We start from the raw sequence: 16,339 nt of genomic DNA on the forward strand, positions 1-16,339 counted from the left end.
CCCGCCGCGACGCCGAGGATCATGGCGCTGAAGCCGGAGATCCACCCCGCGCCCGGGGTGATCGCCACCAGGCCGGCGATCATGCCGTTGATCATGCCGGTGGTCGACGGCTTGCCGGTGCGGACGATGTCGAGGATCATCCAGGTCAGCAGCGCCATGGCGGTGCAGACGTGGGTGTTGAGGATCGCCGCGGCGGCGTCGGCGTTGGCGAAGTAGGGATCGCCACCGTTGAAGCCCGACCAGCCCAGCCAGAGAAGGCCACCGCCGGCGACGGCCATCATCAGGTTGTTCGGCGTGCAGTTCTGCCGGTCCTTCATCAGCCGAGGCCCGACCACCGCGGCCGCGGTGAAGCCCGAGACCGCCGCGGCGACGTGGATGACGTAGCCGCCCGAATAGTCGAGGGCGCCGAGCTGGGCGAGCCAGCCACCGCCCCAGATCATGAAGGCGCCGACGCTGTAGACGCAGGTGATCCAGAGGGGGACGAAGATCATCCACGCCTTGAAGCTCATCCGGCCGAGCACCGCGCCGGCGAGGATGATCACGGTGATCGCCGCGAAGACGAACTGGAAGTAGACCAGCGTCGAGCCGGGGAAGTGCAGGTCGGGGATCAGCCCCGACAGCAGCGGGATCGCCGCCTGGTGCAGCTGGTCACCCGCGCCCAGCACGGGATGGGGCACGCCGACCAGGTTGCGGAAGAAGTTCGGGCCGCCTCCGCCCACGGGGGCGCCGAAGCTCATGTTGTAGGCGAAGAGGGTCCAGACCACGAGCGTCATCGCGAACGCGTAGACGACCATCAGCGCAGAGTTGACCGCCCACTTCCGCTTGACGATGCCTCCATAGAGGATCGCCAGGCCTGGGATGCTCATGATCCCGACGAGCGTCGCCGAGATCAGCTGCCAGGCGTTGTCGCCGGGCACCAGCCAGTTTGGACTCGGTGTCATGCCTTCCCCCTCTTACTGTGCCGGCCCACCCGGCCTGTACACAGATACGGCCGAAGCCCGGGTCAAATCACTGTGCGGGTCACCTCAAATTGGGACAGGGGGGCTCATGCGGATCGCACAAGCCATACGGTGCGCGCTGCCCAAACGCCCGGATGAAGGCGGCATCCAGGGAGGGCGCGGCGCCCCATCAGCCGGTGTTCTGAACCCCGGCGGCGATCCCGTTGATGGTCCCGTGCACCAGCCGGAGCAGGGCGTCGCTGCCCTCGCGGCGCCATCCCTCGAGGAGCAGGACCTGCAGCTCGTGGAGCGGACGCAGCGCCCGGCCGCGGGCGGCGAGGCGGCCGCGCAGGTCGGGCTGGTGGTCGAGCAGGCCCTGGCCGCCGCGCACCGCGAGCAGCGCCTCGGCGCAGCGGTCGTACTCCTCCCGCAGCCGCGGCAGCCAGCGGTCGGCGCCGGCGCCGCGGGCCAGGCCGGCGTACAGGGCGCCGACCTCCCAGTCGGTCTTGAACACGACCATCTCGAGGTTGTCGACGGTGGAGCGGAACCAGGTCGACTCGCGGTAGAGCGCCCGTGCCGCCTCCAGCCGGCGGGGGTCGTCGGTGAGCATGCCCAGGCCGCTTCCCGCCCCGAACCACACCGACGCGACCACCCTCGCCTGCGCCCACGAGAAGTGCCAGGGGATCGCCCGCAGCGCTCGGGGCAGGGGGTCGGTGGTGCGCCGGGCGGGGCGCGAGCCGATCGCCAGCCGCTCGATGGCGTCGATGGGGGTGAAGGCGCGGTGGAAGATCGCCATCCCGGGGTCGCCGTACCACTCCTCGTAGACGGCGCGGCTGCGTGCGTTGACCTCCTTGAGCCAGTCGGGCATCCACGCCGGGTCACCGCCGCCGGTGGCGCTGCTGGCGAGGGCGAGCAGGGTCTCGGCGAGGTGGCCGGCGCCCACCACCGGGTCGTCGAAGCGCAGGGAGATCGACTCGCCCTGCTCGGTCCAGCGCAGCCGCCCGTCGAGGGTCCGCGACGGCTGGGCGAGCACCGCCTCGCCGGTGGGCCCGCCGCCGCGGGCGACGGTGCTGCCGCGGCCGTGGAAGATGAAGGGGCGAGCGCCGTGCGCCTCGCACGCCGCCGCCACCTCGCGATGGGCGCGCCGCAGTGCCAGGGCGCCGCTGAGGTAGCCGCTGGCCTTGGTGGTGTCCGAGTAGCCGAGGAGGACCTCCTGCTGCCCGTCGTGGCAGCCGAGACTCGCCACGTACTCGGGGAGCGCGAACATCGTCCGCAGGGTCTGGCCGCAGGCGTGGAGCGCCTCCTCGTCCTCGAAGAGCGGCGAGATGCGGATCCGTTCGTCGAGCGGCGCGTGGCTGCGCAGCAGCCAGAGCGCGACCACCATCTCGGACGGGCCGCTGCAGCCGCTCAGCACCAGCGAGCCGCCGAGATCGGGGTTGCGGCGGAGGAAGTCGGCCCAGACCACGAGGCTGTCGAGCAGCTGGTCCTCGGAACCGCTGTCGGCGGTGGGCGGTCCGGAGGCGCTCAGCTCGGCGAGGAGCGCGGCGGGGTCGCCCCACAGCCGTTTCGCCCGTGGGGTCGCCGAGCCGGCGAGGGCGCGGAGCACCGAGCAGTGGGTGCGCACGTCGAGGTCGAGGAGGTGGAGGCCGGCCAGCCGGCACCAGGCCCGCCAGCGGCCGAGCACCGGCTCGACCAGGTGACCGGCGCCGTTCCGTTCCATCTCCCCGGCGATCCGCTCGATGTCGGTGGCGAGGTCGGCCCGGCTGCGATAGGTGGTGGGCGACCCGGTGCCGACCCGCTCGGCCACCACCTCGGCGAGCAGCCGGAGCGCCTCGCCGACGAACCGCCGCCCGGCGCGGTCGCCGGCGTGGATGCGCAGCCAGCGCCGGGTGCGGGGCTCGAGGTCGTCGAGGCTCAGCGGCAGGGTGAGCTCGTCCACCGCCCGCAGGGCGAAGTCGCGATGGCGGGCACGGGCCATCTCGCCGGCGCCGCGCAGCGCCGCCTGGAGGTCGGCGGCGGTGCAGAAGGGATTGCCGTCCTGGTCTCCCCCGATCCAGCTGCCCAGGCGCAGCCGGGCGGGCATGGCGGCGGTCGCCCGCGGCTGGGCCAGGTGCTCCACGGTGATCGCCGCCTCGGCGAGCGGCCCGCGCAGGAAGGTCTCGACGAACCTGACCTCGTCGGCGACGGTGACCGTGGAGTGGCGCACGCTGTCGGTGCGCCAGAGCATCTCGACGGCGACCTCGAGGTCGGCCTCGGCCGCGGCCGGAGGGCTGTCCCCGAGCAGCCGCTCGAGGGCGGCGCGCACCTGCTCGAGCCGCCGGCGCAGCGCCAGCCGCCTCGCCTCGGTGGGGTGGGCGGTGAGCACCGGCTGGGCCACCACGCCGGCGAAGATGGCCGGGTCGCTGGCGCGGAGCGCCTCGAGCGCGCCGCCCGAGCGGACGAGCTCGCGGCTCTGCTCCACCAGCTCGCCGAGGTTGGTGAGGTGGAGGGCGGTGCTGGCGGTGCGCACATCCAGGGCCACCGGCTCGGTCGAGCCGTCGACGCTGACGCGGTCGACGACCCGCCTGAGGGTCTGCAGCAGGATGCCGACGGGACTCGACACGCCGCCACTCTACCCGGTGCCGTTTCTCGACAATGAGCGGCCAGGAGGTCTCGAGGTGCAACGCAGCTTCCGTCTCACCGCCGAGGGCGCCTGGGAGACCACCGACCGCGGCGCGGAGGTGCTCCAGACCCCCGCCCTCAACAAGGGGGTCGCCTTCACCGAGGAGGAGCGGCACGCGCTCGGCCTGGTGGGGCTGCTGCCCCCCGGGGTGCTCACCCTCGAGGAGCAGGCGAGGCGGGCCTACCGCCAGTACCGCGCCCAGCCGACCGCGCTGGGCGGCTACGTCTATCTCAAGCTCCTCCACGACCGCAACGAGACCCTCTACTACCGGCTGCTCACCGACCACCTCCACGAGATGCTGCCGGTGATCTACACGCCCACGGTCGGCGAGGCCATCCGGCACTACAGCGACGAGTTCCGCCGGCCGCGCGGCGTCTACCTCTCCATCGACAATCCCGACGAGATCCAGACCGCGTTCGCCAACTTCCGGGTGGCCGGCGGTGACGTCGACCTGGTGGTCGCCACCGACGGCGAGGCCATCCTCGGCATCGGCGACTGGGGCGTCGGCGGCATCGACATCGCCGTCGGCAAGCTCGCCGTCTACACCGCGGCGGCGGGCATCGACCCCTCCCGCGTGATCCCGGTGATGCTCGACGCGGGCACCGACAACCAGGCGCTGCTCGACGACCCCTTCTACGTGGGCAATCGCCATCCGCGGGTGCGCGGCCGGCGCTACGACGACTTCATCGACGCCTACGTTGCTGCCGTCACCGGCCGTTTCCCGGGGGTGCTGCTGCACTGGGAGGACCTCGGCCCGGGCAATGCGCGCCGCATCCTCGAACGCCACCGGGAGCGCATCTGCACCTTCAACGACGACATGCAGGGCACCGGCGCGACGGTGCTCGCGGCGGTGCTCTCCGGCACCCGCGCGGGCGGCCTGCCCCTGGCCGGCAACCGCATCGTGGTGTTCGGCGCGGGCACCGCGGGGTGCGGCATCGCCGACCAGCTCCGCGACGCGATGGTGGCCGGGGGGATGTCGCGCGAGCAGGCGACCCGGCGCTTCTGGTGCATCGACCGTCCCGGCCTGCTCACCGACGACCTCGGCGGCCTGCGCGACTTCCAGCAGCCCTACGCGCGGCCGGCCGGCGAGGTCGATGGCTGGGCGCGCGACGGCGCCCTCGGCGGCATCGCCCTCGAGGAGGTGGTCCGCCGGGTGCGGCCCACCGTGCTCATCGGCACCTCGGCGGTGGCCGGGGCCTTCACCGAGGAGGCGGTGCGCGAGATGGCCCGCCACACCCCGCGGCCGATCATCCTGCCTCTCTCGAACCCGACCGAGCTCGCCGAGGCGGCGCCCGGCGACCTGCTCGCCTGGAGTGACGGTCGCGCCCTGGTGGCCACCGGCGGCCCCGCCGAGCCGGTCACCCACGACCGGGTCACCCACATCGTCGCCCAGGCGAACAACGCGCTGCTCTTCCCCGGCCTCGGCCTCGGCGCGATCGTGTCCCGAGCCGGGCGGGTCACCGACGGGATGCTCGCCGCCGCCGCCGCCGCGGTCGCCGCCGAGGTCGACGCCTCCGGGCCGGGGGCGGCGCTGCTCCCCCTGCTCGACGCGGTGCGCGAGGTCTCGGTGGCGGTGGCCTGCGCGGTGGCGCGGGCGGCGGAGGCGGAGGGGGTCGCCGGCGCCCCGCGCGGCGACGCCGTCGAGGCGGGGGTGCGCGCGGCGATGTGGCGCCCCGCCTACCGCCCGGTGCGGCCCTGGCCGGCGGCCCGCTGAGCGGGCGTCAGGCGGCCGCGGCGGGCAGGCTGAAGGCGAAGCTGGCCCCGCTCCCCGGCGCGCCGTCCTCGAGCCAGACCCGGCCGGCGTGGGCCTCGACCAGGCCGCGGACGATGGCGAGGCCGAGCCCCGCCCCTCCCCCGCCCGCCGCGGCCTCCCCGGCGCCGCGGGCGAAGCGGGTGAAGAGCCGCTCGCGCAGCTCCTCGGGCACCCCGGGGCCGCGGTCGACCACCCGGACCACGATCATCGAGCGCACGCCGCGCACCGCGCGGACCGTGATCGGGCTGCCCGGCGGCGCGGCCCGGTCGGCGTTGCGGAGGAGGTTGTCGAGAACCTGCCCCAGCCGGTCCCAGTCCGCGACCACCTGGAGCCCGGCCGCGGCCTCCCACTCCACCGGGCGCGACGGCGAGCCGACGTGGAGGCGGTCGACCGCGGCCTCCACGGCGTCGGCGAGCTCGAGCGGCTCGAGGCGCAGCTCCACCGCGCTGCCCTCGATCCGCGCCATGTCGAGCATGTCCCCGACCAGACGGTTCAGCCGCCGGGCCTCGGTGGAGATGCTCTCCACCTCGTCGCGCAGCCCGGCGTCGAGGCCGGGATGGGCGAGCAGGCCGGTGCTGTTGGTGAGGATGCTGCCGAGCGGGGTGCGCAGCTCGTGGGAGACGTTGGCGAGGAAGTCGCGGCGCACCCGGTCGCTCTCCTCGAGGACGCGCACCTGCTGCTCGGTCCGCGCCAGCCGGACCGCCACCGCCGCCGCCTCGGCCTGCTCGCGGTTCAGCCGGGCCAGCTCCTCATTGGCGCGACGGACCTGCTGGGTCAGTGCCTCCGCCGCCAGCTGGGAGCGCCGCCGCCGCGAGCCCACGCCCCCCACCAGCCCGGCGGCGCCGAAGAAGACCGCGAGGTAGACCAGGTCCTGCTCGCCGCCGATGGTCAGGGTGTGGAGCGGCGGGATGAAGAACCAGTCGACGAGCAGGAAGCTGGTGGCGGCGGCGAGGAGCGCCGGTCCCAGGCCGCGGCCGACCCCCAGGAGCGCGACCAGCCCCAGGTACAGGAAGACGTAGTCCCGGTGCGGCGCCGCCCCCACCGGCACCAGCACGGCGGTGAGCGCCAGCGGTCCGACCACGGCCGCGGCCGCCCCGGCGGCGCCGCCGAGGTGGCTGGAGGTGGCGGCCGAGCCCATGCCCGCATTGTCCCGAGAAGGGCGCGGCCCCCGCCCGGGAGGCCTCGAGGGGCGTTGCTAGCATGTCGGCACATGAAGGGCTCCCGGCTCGTCCGCGACCTCGGACTGCAGGTGGGCGCCCGCCAGGTCCTCGACCGGCCCGCCGACCTCGCCGCCTACGGATACGACGCCTTCGGCGCGTCCGGCGAGCGCCACCTCCCCGACGCCGTGGTCTTCCCCGGCTCGACGGCCGAGGTCTCCGCGGCCGTCCAGGTGTGCGCCGACCACGGGGTCGCGGTGGTCCCCCGCGGCGCCGGCACCGGCTACTCGGGCGGCGCCGTGCCCCGGTCCGGCGGGGTGGTGATCAGCCTCACCCGGATGAGCGCGGTGCTCGGCCTCGAGCCCGAGGCGATGCGGATGCACGCCGAGGCGGGGATGGTCACCGGCGCGATCCACCGCCGCGCCCTGGGCTGCGGCCTCTACTACCCGCCCGACCCCGGCTCATCCTCCACCTGCACCGTCGGCGGCAACGTCGCCTGCAACGCCGCCGGCCCCCACACCCTGCGCTACGGCACCACCGCCGACTACCTGGTCGGCGCCACCGTGGTCCTCGCCGACGGCCGGGTCGCCCACCTCGGCGAGGGCGGCGACGGCGGCGTCGACCTGCTCCGCATGGTCTGCGGCTCGGAGGGCACGCTGGGCATCGTCACCGAGGTGCTGCTCCGCCTCCTGCGCGCACCGGCGGCGCGGTCGACGGTGGCCGCCGGCTTCGCCGGCATGGAGGACGCCGCCACCGCGGTGGCCGCGCTCAGCGCCGCCGGCCTGGTCCCCGCCGCCGTCGAGTTCCTCGACTCGGCGGCCCTGCAGGCGGTGGCACGCACCGGCGTCGACGCCTACGCCCCCGACGCCGGCGCCCTCCTGCTGGTCGAGCTCGAGGGCGACCCCGGCAGCGTCGACGCCGAGCTGGACGCCGCCATGACCGCGATCGCCGCGGGCTCGCCGGCAGCGGTCGAGATGGCCGCCGACCCCGCCGGCCAGCGGCGGCTCTGGGCGGCGCGCAGGGCGATCAGCGCGGCGGTGGCCACGGTGATGATCGGCAAGGTGAACGAGGACGTGGTGGTGCCCCGCGACCGCATCGCCGAGCTGGTCGCCCGGGTGCGCCGCCTCGGCGCCGAGCACTCGGTGCCGGTGGTGAACTTCGGTCACCTCGGCGACGGCAACCTCCACGCCACCTTCCTCATCGACCCCCGCCTCCCCGGCGACCGCGCCCGTGGCGACGCCGCCGCCGCCGGCCTCTTCGACACCGTGCTCGACATGGGAGGAGCGATCACCGGCGAGCACGGCGTCGGCGCCTCGAAGCTCCCGTACGTGGAGCGACAGCTCGGGCCCGGAAGCGTGGCGCTGATGCGCCGGATCAAGGCCAGCCTCGACCCGGCCGGATTGATGAACCCCGGGATCAAGGTGCCGCCTCGCAATGGCGGCTCCGCGACTCAGGGCTCGAGGACCGCCGCGAGCGACGCCCCGTAGTCGGTGTGCGTGATCACGTTCGCCAGGTCGCGGCCGTCGGGCTCGGCGTCCATGGCGGCCTCGTAGACGAAGGAGTAGACGTTGGCGAGGGTCCAGTCGCCGAAGCCGACCTCGGCGAGGGCCCGAGGGAGGTCGGGGTCGACGTTGCCCCGCTCCAGGGTCTCGGTGGCGGCCTGGTAGAGGGCGACGAGGATGCGCAGCTCGACCTCGTACTCCTCGATCAGCGCCTCGCGGGCCTTCTCGGCCCTGAGCTTCGCCAGGGTGCGGCGGAGCTGGCGGATCTCGATCTGGTACTCGTCCACGGGATCAGCGCCGCACCCTGCTGAGCAGCTCGACGAGGCCGCCGTCGGGGTCGAGGACGTAGGCGGTGCGCTCGCCCCAGTAGCGGTCGGCGGGGGCCTGGAAGCTGGGGGCGCCGGCGGCGACCGCAGCGGCGTGGGCGCTGTCGACGTCCTCCACCTCGAAGGCGAGCTCGATGGCGCCCGGCGGGCGGCCCAGCGACTCGTCCTCGACGCCGAGCACCGCGGCCATGGCGCCGCGCTCATAGAGGCCGAGGCGCACCGAGCCGCAGTCGAACTGCGCCCAGTGCTCGGTGCGCTTGGTGAGCGTCAGTCCGAGGACGCCGCCGTAGAAGTCGACGGCGGGCCCGAGCGAGCCGACGAAGCGGACCACGTAACCGAGCCGGGCAGCCATGCCACCGGTGTCCCGGGTCCCGCGGCTAGAAGAAGACGTGGTGGAGCGCCACCGTCGGTGCCATCAGGATGGCGATGATGTTCATGACCTTGATCATGGGGTTGATGGCCGGTCCGGCGGTGTCCTTGCAGGGGTCTCCGACGGTGTCACCGGTGACCGCCGCGGCGTGGGCGTCGGTGCCCTTGCCCCCGTAGTGGCCGTCCTCGATGTACTTCTTGGCGTTGTCCCAGGCGCCTCCGCCGGTGGTCATCTGCAGGGCCACGAAGATGCCCACGACGATGGTGCCGAGCAGCATCGCCCCCAGCGCCTCCGGCCCCAGCAGGAAGCCGACGACGAGCGGCGCGACCACCGGCAGCAGGCCGGGGATGATCATCTCCCTCTGCGCCGCCGCGGTGACCAGGGCCACGCACTTCGCGTACTCCGGCCGGGCGGTGCCCTCCATGATCCCCGGGATCTCCTTGAACTGGCGGCGCACCTCGACCACCACGCCGCCGGCGGCGCGGCCCACGGCGAGCATGCACAGCGCCCCGAAGATGAACGGCATGATGCCGCCGAGGAAGAGGCCGACGATGACCGTCGGAGCGGTGAGGCTGAAGCTGAACACCCGGCCGTTGCCGTGGTTCGCGAGCACATCGGTGTAGCTGGCGAAGAGCACCAGGGCGGCGAGCCCGGCGGAGCCGATCGCGTAGCCCTTGGTGACCGCCTTGGTGGTGTTGCCGACGGCATCGAGCGGGTCGGTGACGTTGCGCACCGACTCCGGCATGTTCGCCATCTCGGCGATGCCGCCGGCGTTGTCGGTGATCGGCCCGTAGGAGTCGATGGCGACGATGATGCCGGTCATGCTCAGCATCGCCATCGCCGCGATGCCGATGCCGTAGAGGCCGGCCAGCGACGCCGAGGCGAGGATCGAGATGCCGATGATCAGCACCGGGATCGCGGTGCCCTCCATCCCGATCGCGAGGCCGGCGATGATGTTGGTGGCGTGGCCGGTCTGCGAGGCCGCGGCAATCGTCTTCACCGGCCAGAACTGCGACCCGGTGAAGAACTCGGTGACCGCCACCAGCAGCACCGTGGCCACCACCCCGATCACCGCGCACCAGAACAGGTTCATGGGGTCGTGGCCGAGGACGCTGCTGGCGAGGTCGCCGTTGTTCTTGAGCGTGTACGTGACCACGGCGAAGAGCGCCACCGCCACCAGCACCGAGACCGCGAGGCCCTTGTAGAGCGCCCCCATGATCCAGCCGTTGCGCGGCAGCTTGACGAACTGGGAGCCGACGATCGACGCGACGATGCTGATCCCGCCGAGGATCAGCGGGTAGAGGATGTAGGCGAGGATGGGCCCGCTCTGCGTCTTGAAGAGGAGGCCGCCGAGCAGCATGGTGGCGACCGCAGTCACCGCATAGGTCTCGAAGAGGTCGGCGGCCATGCCCGCGCAGTCGCCGACGTTGTCGCCGACGTTGTCGGCGATGACCGCGGGATTGCGGGGGTCGTCCTCGGGGATGCCCGCCTCCACCTTGCCCACCAGGTCGGCGCCGACGTCGGCGGCCTTGGTGTAGATGCCGCCGCCGAGGCGGGCGAAGACGGAGATCAGCGAGGCGCCGAAGGCGAAGCCGGTGAGGGCGTCGAAGTCCTTGAAGAGGCCATAGGCGACGACCACGCCGATGAGTCCGAAGCCGACCACGAAGAAGCCGGTGACCGCGCCGCCGCGATAGGCCATCCGCAGCGCCGGCTGGATGCCGCCACGGGCGGCCTCGGCGGTGCGCAGGTTGGAGCGCACCGAGATGTTCATGCCCACGTAGCCGGCGGCGCCGCTGAGCACCGCGCCGAGCACGAAGAGCACCGCCGTCTTGATCCCCAGGGTGATCCCCAGGAAGACGGCGATGACCGCGCCGATGCCCGCGATGATCGTGTACTGCCGGTTGAGGTATGCCTGCGCCCCCTCCTGGATGGCCAGGGCGATCTCGCGCATCCGCTCGTTGCCCTCGGGCTGCTTCAGCACCCAGAAGATGAGATAGATGGCATAGAGGAGGGCGAGCCCACCGGCCAGTGCGATGGGCACGAGAACGTTCAGGGTCATGGGCACCTCATCGGCATTGGCGACCACAGAGAGGCATGGCGGCCGCGAACCGGGGGATTGTAGCCGCTGGGCAACGCCGATCGCGCCGAGGCGTCCGGGCCCGCTGCTACCGTTCGGGGCGATGGCAGACAGCGCTGCGGGAACGGTCATCGTCGCCGTGGGCGACGAGATCCTCGGCGGCTTCACCCTCGACACCAACTCCCACTGGCTGACCGGACAGCTGCGCGAGGCGGGCTATCCCTGCAGCCGCATCGTGGTGGTGCCGGACCGCCTGCCGGCGATCGTCGAGGCGGTGCGCGCCGCCGTCGACGACCCCGCGGTGGCCCGGGTGCTGGTCTGCGGCGGGCTCGGCCCCACCCCCGACGACCGCACCCTCGAGGCCCTCGCCGCCGCCCTCGACCAGCCCCTGGAGGTGCATCCCGACGCCGAGGCGCACGTCCAGCGCGTGGTCGACCGGATCCACGCCGCCGGCTGGATCGAGAGCAACCGGATGACCGAGCCCAACCGGAGGATGACGGTGGTGCCCCGGGGCGCCACCGTGCTCGCCAATCGCAGCGGCATGGCGCCGGGGCTCGCCTACCCGCTCCCCGCCGGAGACGGCACGGAGCGCTGGCTGCTGGCGCTGCCGGGGGTGCCCCGGGAGCTGAAGCGGATCTTCTCCGAGGAGATGCTGCCGGTGTTCTTCGTGGGCGGCTCGGCGCCGATCGTCGTGGAGCTCCGCTACCGGCACGCCATCGAGGCGGAGTTCTTCGAGCCCATGCGCCGGCTGGAGAGCGAGTTCCCCGACGTCCTGGTGGGCTCGTATCCGCAGACCGAGACCCGGGAGCTGGTGATCCGGGTGCGCGGCGCCGACGCCGGGCGGGTGGAGGCGGCGCTGGGCCGGATGCGGGAGCTGCGGCCGCCCTCGCCGGATCCCTAGCGAGACGGCGCGGCGGGAGCCGGAGCCGGAGCCGGGGGTGTCCCGGCCCGGCTCCGCGCTGGCGCTCAGGCCGTCTCGGTCTGCTTCATGTTGCGGGCGCGCGGACCCTTGGGGCTGTTGACCACGTCGAACGTCACCGCCTGTCCCTCCTCGAGGGCGTCGAAGTCGACGGTGCTGAGCTCGGTCCGATGGAAGAAGACCTCGTTGCCGTCATCGGCGCGGACGAAGCCGAACCCGCGGTCGTGGATGATCTTCTTGATGCGGCCTTCGGGCACTGAGGCTGTCCTCCGGGACGTGCTGACCTCGGTCCGGTCCCCAGACGTGTTCCCGACCACGACGGGACGGCCTCGGTCAGCGGGAGACGCTGCGAGAACACACTGAGAGGTGGGCCGCTCGGCGCTCCCGGACCCTCCGGTCCGGGCCTGCGCAGTGCGGCGCCTCGACCGAGGATACCAGGGGAGGACCGATCCGGGGCTCGCTCACCTCGTCCCCCCGCCCTCCTCCAGCGCCCTCGCCGAGGCCCCCTCGCGCTCCCGCCGCCACTCCGAGAAGAGGTCGCGGGCGCTGTCCGGGAGGGCCCCGTAGTAGTCCTCCGGATCGAGCCGGCCGGGCCACGGATCGGCCGCCGCCACCGCCGGCTCGCGGCGCGCGGTGGCCGCCCAGACCTCGCCGACCTGCTTGGCCTCGCCGCCGGCGCGGCGCAGCCCGTGACGCGCCAGCCAGGGGCGGCGGTCGTAGGGCGGCGCCTCGACGACCCGGCCGGTGAGGTCACACCAGGAGGTGGCCACCAGGCCGGCCACCCCCACCTCGCCGAGCCGCGCGAGCAGGTCCGCGGCGTGGCGCGCGGCGACGTCCTCGGGCACGGTGACGGTGTCCTCGACCGCCGGCTTCGGCGGCGGCCCGGGCTCGGGCTCCTCCTCCGCGGGCGGTGGCTCCCGGGGCTCGCCGGAGGCCACCCCGGTGGTGACCACCAGCGGCGGCGGGGTGCCCGCGGGCGCCGCCAGCCGCAGCGCCAGCTGGGCGAGGAACACGGTGGGGGCGGGGTCGAGGGGGTCGTCGGCGAGGCGCAGGTGCTGGGGGAGCACCAGCAGGCCGAGCTGGTCGAGGTGGGGGGCGAGCAGGTGCGGGCGCACCCCCCGGGCGATCAGCAGGTCGCCGGCGCCGAGGGTGAGCATGGAGCGGTCGCCGCGGGCGCGCACCCGCTCGGCCATCAGCTCGGCCCAGGCGGCGAGGTGGGTGACGCGCCGGGGGCGGACGGTGGTGGCGGGGTCGTGGCCGAGGTCCCAGGCGAGCACCGCGGGGTGGTTGGAGAAGGCGTCGAGCAGGGCCTCGAGCCAGGCCACCCCCGCCTCCTGCATCAGCGGGTCGGCATAGGGGTCGCGGGGACCGCCGGGCTCGACGCTGCCCTCGCAGACCACCCGCACGCCGGTGCGCGGCCGCTTGCGGTCGACCATGTAGCGGGGCAGCATCACGCAGTCGCCGAACGTCTGGATGAAGAGCACCGGCACCACCCCGAGGGAGAGGCCGCGGGCGGTCTCCAGCAGGTCGCCGAGCTCGCCGATGCGGCGCCGGCTCACCCCGCGATGCGAGGGCATGAAGGCGTCCCAGGGGAGGTGGACGCGCACCGCGGGGAGGCCCTGCGCCCGGGCCGCGGCGAGGTCCGCGGCCACCCGCACCGCCGGGAACGCCTGCCAGAGGTAGGGACCGGTGGAGGCCGGCCAGTAGGTGACGCCGCAGAGCAGGGGGTCGCCGGCGGCCGTGCTACTCCCCCCGGAACTCGGCCGGCCGCTTGCCGAGGAACGCCTGGAGGCCCTCGGCGGCGTCGGCGGTCTGGAGGACCTCGAGGAAGCCGCGCATCTCGGCGCGCAGCCCCTCGTCGACGGGGCGGTCGAGGCCCTCGAGCACCGCGCGCTTGGCCAGCCCGAGCGCACGCGTCGCCATCCCGGCGAGGGAGCGCGCCTTCTCCATCACCGCCGCCTCGAAGCCCTCCGGGGGCAGGGCGGCATCGACCAGGCCGATCGCCAGCGCCTCGGGGGCGCGCAGCCGGCTGGCCTCCATGATCATGTGCAGCCCGCGGGCGCGTCCCACCAGGCGGGGCAGCCGCTGGGTCCCCCCGGCCCCGGGGATGATCCCCAGCGAGGTCTCGGTCAGCCCGATGGTGCTGCGTCCGTCATCGACCATGAGGCGGTAGTCGCAGCAGAGCGCCAGCTCGCAGCCGCCGCCGAGGGCGTGGCCGCCGATCGCCGCGATCACCGGCTTGGCGACCCGCTCGGGGATGCTGAAGCGCTCGAGGAAGGAGGGGCCGTCGCCGTCGATCCCCATGCCGCCGCCGGCCATCATCCCGATGTCCGCTCCCGCCATGAAGAAGCGCTCGATGGCGCTGGCGATCACGATGCATCGGACCGACGGGTCCTCGCCCAGCGCCTCGATCGCGCCGGCGATGGCGTCGATCAGTCCGGGCGAGATCGCGTTCGCCTTGGGCCGGTTCATGCGGACCACGGCGACGGCGCCGTCGCGCTCGACCGCGACCATCGGCGGGGCGTCCGGGGAGCCGCTCATCAGAAGGTGAAGAGGTCGATGCCGCCGGCGACGTGGAGCACCTGGCCGGTGACGTAGCGGGCCTCGGGCGAGCAGAGGAACACGATCGCGTGGGCGACGTCCTCGGGCTCGCCGGGCGCCCGCATCGCGGTGCGCAGCACCATCCGGTCGTTCATCTTGGGATTGCCCATCTTGAAGGCCTCGGTGGCGATGATCCCCGGCGCCACCACGTTGGCGGTGATGCCGTAGCGGGCGCCCTCGAGAGCGGTGGTGCGGGCCAGGCCGACCATCGCCGACTTGGTGGCGGCGTACGACGCCTGGCCGAAGCCACCGAGGCTGCCCGCCACCGAGGACATGTAGACGATCCGGCCGCCGCCCGCCTGGCGCATGTGGGTGAAGGCCGCCTTGGTGCAGTTGTAGGCGCCGGTGAGGTTGACGCTGACGTCGCGGTCCCAGAGCTCGTCGGACTGGGCCTCGATCTGGGCGACGTGGTCGAGGGTGGCGGCGTTGTTGACCAGGATGTCCAGCGAGCCGAACTCGGCGACCACCTGCTCGAAGACGGTGCGCACCTGCTCGCGGTCGGTGACGTCCATCTTGATCGCCGCCGAGCGCCGCCCCATGGCGCGGATCTCCTCGCTGGTGCGCTCCGCGTAGACGACGTTCTGCGAGGTGAACAGCTGGGCGAGCGCCGACTGCGCCCGCTCCGCCGACCGCTGGATGTCGGGGTCGCTCTCGATGAGGATGTCGGTGACGACGACGTCCGCGCCCGCCCTCGCCAGCGCCAGGCAGTCGGCACGGCCAAGCCCGCGCGAGCCGCCGGTGACCAACGCGACCTTGCCCGTGAGCTCGAACATGAGGCCCTCCCTCCGCCGGTGATGAACCGCCGCAATTATGGTCAGCTGGCCGCTGCCAGCCTCGACCTCCCCGCGGCACGGCGCTCGCCGAGGACGTAGCGGCTGATCACCAGGCGCTGGATCTCGGCGGTGCCCTCCCAGATCTGGTAGATCTTGGCGTCGCGCATGAACCGCTCGACCGGGTACTCCTTGATGTACCCGTAGCCGCCGAGGATCTGGACGGCGTCGACGGTGACCCGCATCGCCATGTCGCCGGCGAAGAGCTTGGCCATCGAGCCCTCGCCGCGGCCCATGGGGATCCCGTTCTCAGCCATCCAGCCGGCGCGCCAGGCGAGCAGCCGGGCGGCGTCGATCTCGGTGGCCATGTCGGCGAGCTTGAAGGCGATCGCCTCGTGCCTGGCGATCGGCTTGCCGAACTGCTCGCGCTCCAGCGAGTAGTCGCGGGCGAACTCGAAGGCGGCGCGGGCGATGCCGATGGCGCCGATGGCGACCGCCGGCCGGGTGGCCTCGAGCATCAGCATCGCGCCGATCGCCCCCGGCCCGGTGGCCTTGCCGTCCCTGTCGAAGCCCAGCCGGGCATCGTCGGGGACGAAGCAGTCCTCGAAGATGACCTGGGCGGTGTGGGAGGCGCGGACCCCGAGCTTGCGCTCCTTGCGGCCCTGGCGCATCCCGGGGTTGTCCTTCTCGATGACGAAGCCGGTGATACCCGCCGGGCCGGCGCTGCGGTCGGTGGTGGCGAATGCGACCTGGAGGTCGGCGATGCCGCCGTTGGTGCAGAACTGCTTGGTGCCGTTGAGCAGGTAGCCGCCGTCGACCCGGGTGGCGGTGGTGCGCAGCGCCAGCGAGTCCGAGCCCGAGTCCGGCTCGGTCAGGCCCATCGCCGCGATCCTCAGGGTCTTGGGGTCGCAGAGCTGGGAGATGTAGCGCTCCTTCTGCTCCTCGGTCCCCATGGCGATGATCCCGGCGCCGGCGAGGCCGCTGGCGAGGATCGAGATCGCCATCCCGGCGTCGCCGAAGGTGAGCTCCTCGGCGAGGATCAGCTCGGTGATCCGGTCGAGGCCTCCGCCGCCGTACTGGGTGGGGAACATCGCCGCCGGGCCGATGCCGATCTCGTGGGCCTTGCGCATGACCTCCCAGGGGGTCTCCTCGTGCTCGTCGTAGTGATCGGCGACGGGCCGCATCTCCTTGACGGCGAACTCGCGCACCAGGGCGCGGACCTCCTCCTGCTCGGAGGTGAGGCTGAAGTCGAGTGCCATGGTGT

14 protein-coding genes are annotated in these 16,339 nt (G+C 73.4%); 3 read left to right on the top strand and 11 right to left on the bottom strand.

Annotation, left to right across the window (positions count from 1 at the left end):
• Both VGL20_09195 and VGL20_09200 read right to left on the bottom strand, forming a co-directional pair.
• The coding region (locus VGL20_09195; protein ID HEY2703851.1) for an ammonium transporter at window positions 1–941 on the bottom strand (941 nt) is incomplete at its 3' end.
• Window positions 942–1,128: 187 nt separating this feature from the next.
• Entirely contained in the window at window positions 1,129–3,540 is a 2,412-nt protein-coding gene (locus tag VGL20_09200) for a phosphoenolpyruvate carboxylase (protein ID HEY2703852.1), read from the bottom strand.
• Between the two features lie 55 nt (window positions 3,541–3,595).
• Here VGL20_09200 and VGL20_09205 point away from each other — a divergent pair, with 55 nt between their 5' ends.
• Window positions 3,596–5,314, top strand: a complete 1,719-nt coding sequence (locus tag VGL20_09205) for an NAD-dependent malic enzyme (protein HEY2703853.1) — start codon at window positions 3,596–3,598, stop codon at window positions 5,312–5,314.
• Between the two features lie 7 nt (window positions 5,315–5,321).
• Here the strand turns inward: VGL20_09205 and VGL20_09210 are convergent, their stop codons facing one another.
• Window positions 5,322–6,491, bottom strand: coding sequence for an ATP-binding protein (locus VGL20_09210; GenBank protein ID HEY2703854.1), 1,170 nt, complete (start codon window positions 6,489–6,491; stop codon window positions 5,322–5,324).
• A 72-nt stretch (window positions 6,492–6,563) separates the two neighbouring features.
• Between VGL20_09210 and VGL20_09215 the strand changes: the two genes are divergently transcribed.
• On the top strand, window positions 6,564–7,997 hold the full coding sequence (locus VGL20_09215) for an FAD-linked oxidase C-terminal domain-containing protein (protein HEY2703855.1): 1,434 nt from the start codon (window positions 6,564–6,566) through the stop codon (window positions 7,995–7,997).
• Here the strand turns inward: VGL20_09215 and VGL20_09220 are convergent.
• The 3 genes from VGL20_09220 to VGL20_09230 are packed head-to-tail and all read right to left on the bottom strand — an operon-like array spanning window position 7,961 to window position 10,767.
• A complete protein-coding gene (locus tag VGL20_09220; GenBank protein ID HEY2703856.1) occupies window positions 7,961–8,299 on the bottom strand; it encodes a hypothetical protein in 339 nt (112 codons plus the stop codon). The genes VGL20_09215 and VGL20_09220 overlap by 37 nt on opposite strands.
• Window positions 8,300–8,303: 4 nt before the next feature.
• Window positions 8,304–8,690: a VOC family protein gene (locus VGL20_09225; protein ID HEY2703857.1), complete on the bottom strand. Its 387-nt coding sequence runs from the start codon at window positions 8,688–8,690 to the stop codon at window positions 8,304–8,306.
• A gap of 25 nt (window positions 8,691–8,715) precedes the next feature.
• Entirely contained in the window at window positions 8,716–10,767 is a 2,052-nt protein-coding gene (locus tag VGL20_09230) for a sodium-translocating pyrophosphatase (GenBank protein ID HEY2703858.1), read from the bottom strand.
• Window positions 10,768–10,888: 121 nt separating this feature from the next.
• Between VGL20_09230 and VGL20_09235 the strand changes: the two genes are divergently transcribed.
• The gene (locus VGL20_09235) at window positions 10,889–11,686 is read left to right on the top strand and encodes a molybdopterin-binding protein (protein ID HEY2703859.1); all 798 of its coding nucleotides are present in this window, start codon (window positions 10,889–10,891) and stop codon (window positions 11,684–11,686) included.
• A gap of 65 nt (window positions 11,687–11,751) precedes the next feature.
• Here VGL20_09235 and VGL20_09240 read toward each other — a convergent pair whose 3' ends face one another.
• The 5 genes from VGL20_09240 to VGL20_09260 all read right to left on the bottom strand — a co-directional run bounded on the left by VGL20_09240 (window position 11,752) and on the right by VGL20_09260 (window position 16,334).
• Window positions 11,752–11,961: a cold shock domain-containing protein gene (locus tag VGL20_09240; protein ID HEY2703860.1), complete on the bottom strand. Its 210-nt coding sequence runs from the start codon at window positions 11,959–11,961 to the stop codon at window positions 11,752–11,754.
• 204 nt (window positions 11,962–12,165) lie between these two features.
• Window positions 12,166–13,362, bottom strand: coding sequence for a hypothetical protein (locus VGL20_09245; GenBank protein ID HEY2703861.1), 1,197 nt, complete (start codon window positions 13,360–13,362; stop codon window positions 12,166–12,168).
• A gap of 85 nt (window positions 13,363–13,447) precedes the next feature.
• Complete coding sequence (locus VGL20_09250) at window positions 13,448–14,245, bottom strand: enoyl-CoA hydratase-related protein (protein HEY2703862.1); 798 nt, start codon at window positions 14,243–14,245, stop codon at window positions 13,448–13,450.
• Window positions 14,245–15,078 (bottom strand): SDR family NAD(P)-dependent oxidoreductase, encoded by an 834-nt coding sequence (locus tag VGL20_09255; protein HEY2703863.1) that lies wholly within the window; start codon window positions 15,076–15,078, stop codon window positions 14,245–14,247. Before VGL20_09255 ends, VGL20_09250 begins: the two co-directional genes overlap by 1 nt.
• Before the next feature lie 41 nt (window positions 15,079–15,119).
• Window positions 15,120–16,334 (bottom strand): acyl-CoA dehydrogenase family protein, encoded by a 1,215-nt coding sequence (locus tag VGL20_09260; GenBank protein HEY2703864.1) that lies wholly within the window; start codon window positions 16,332–16,334, stop codon window positions 15,120–15,122.
• Window positions 16,335–16,339: the final 5 nt, after the last annotated feature.

This window comes from Candidatus Dormiibacterota bacterium, from assembly GCA_036495095.1.
Taxonomy (GTDB): domain Bacteria; phylum Chloroflexota; class Dormibacteria; order Aeolococcales; family Aeolococcaceae; genus CF-96.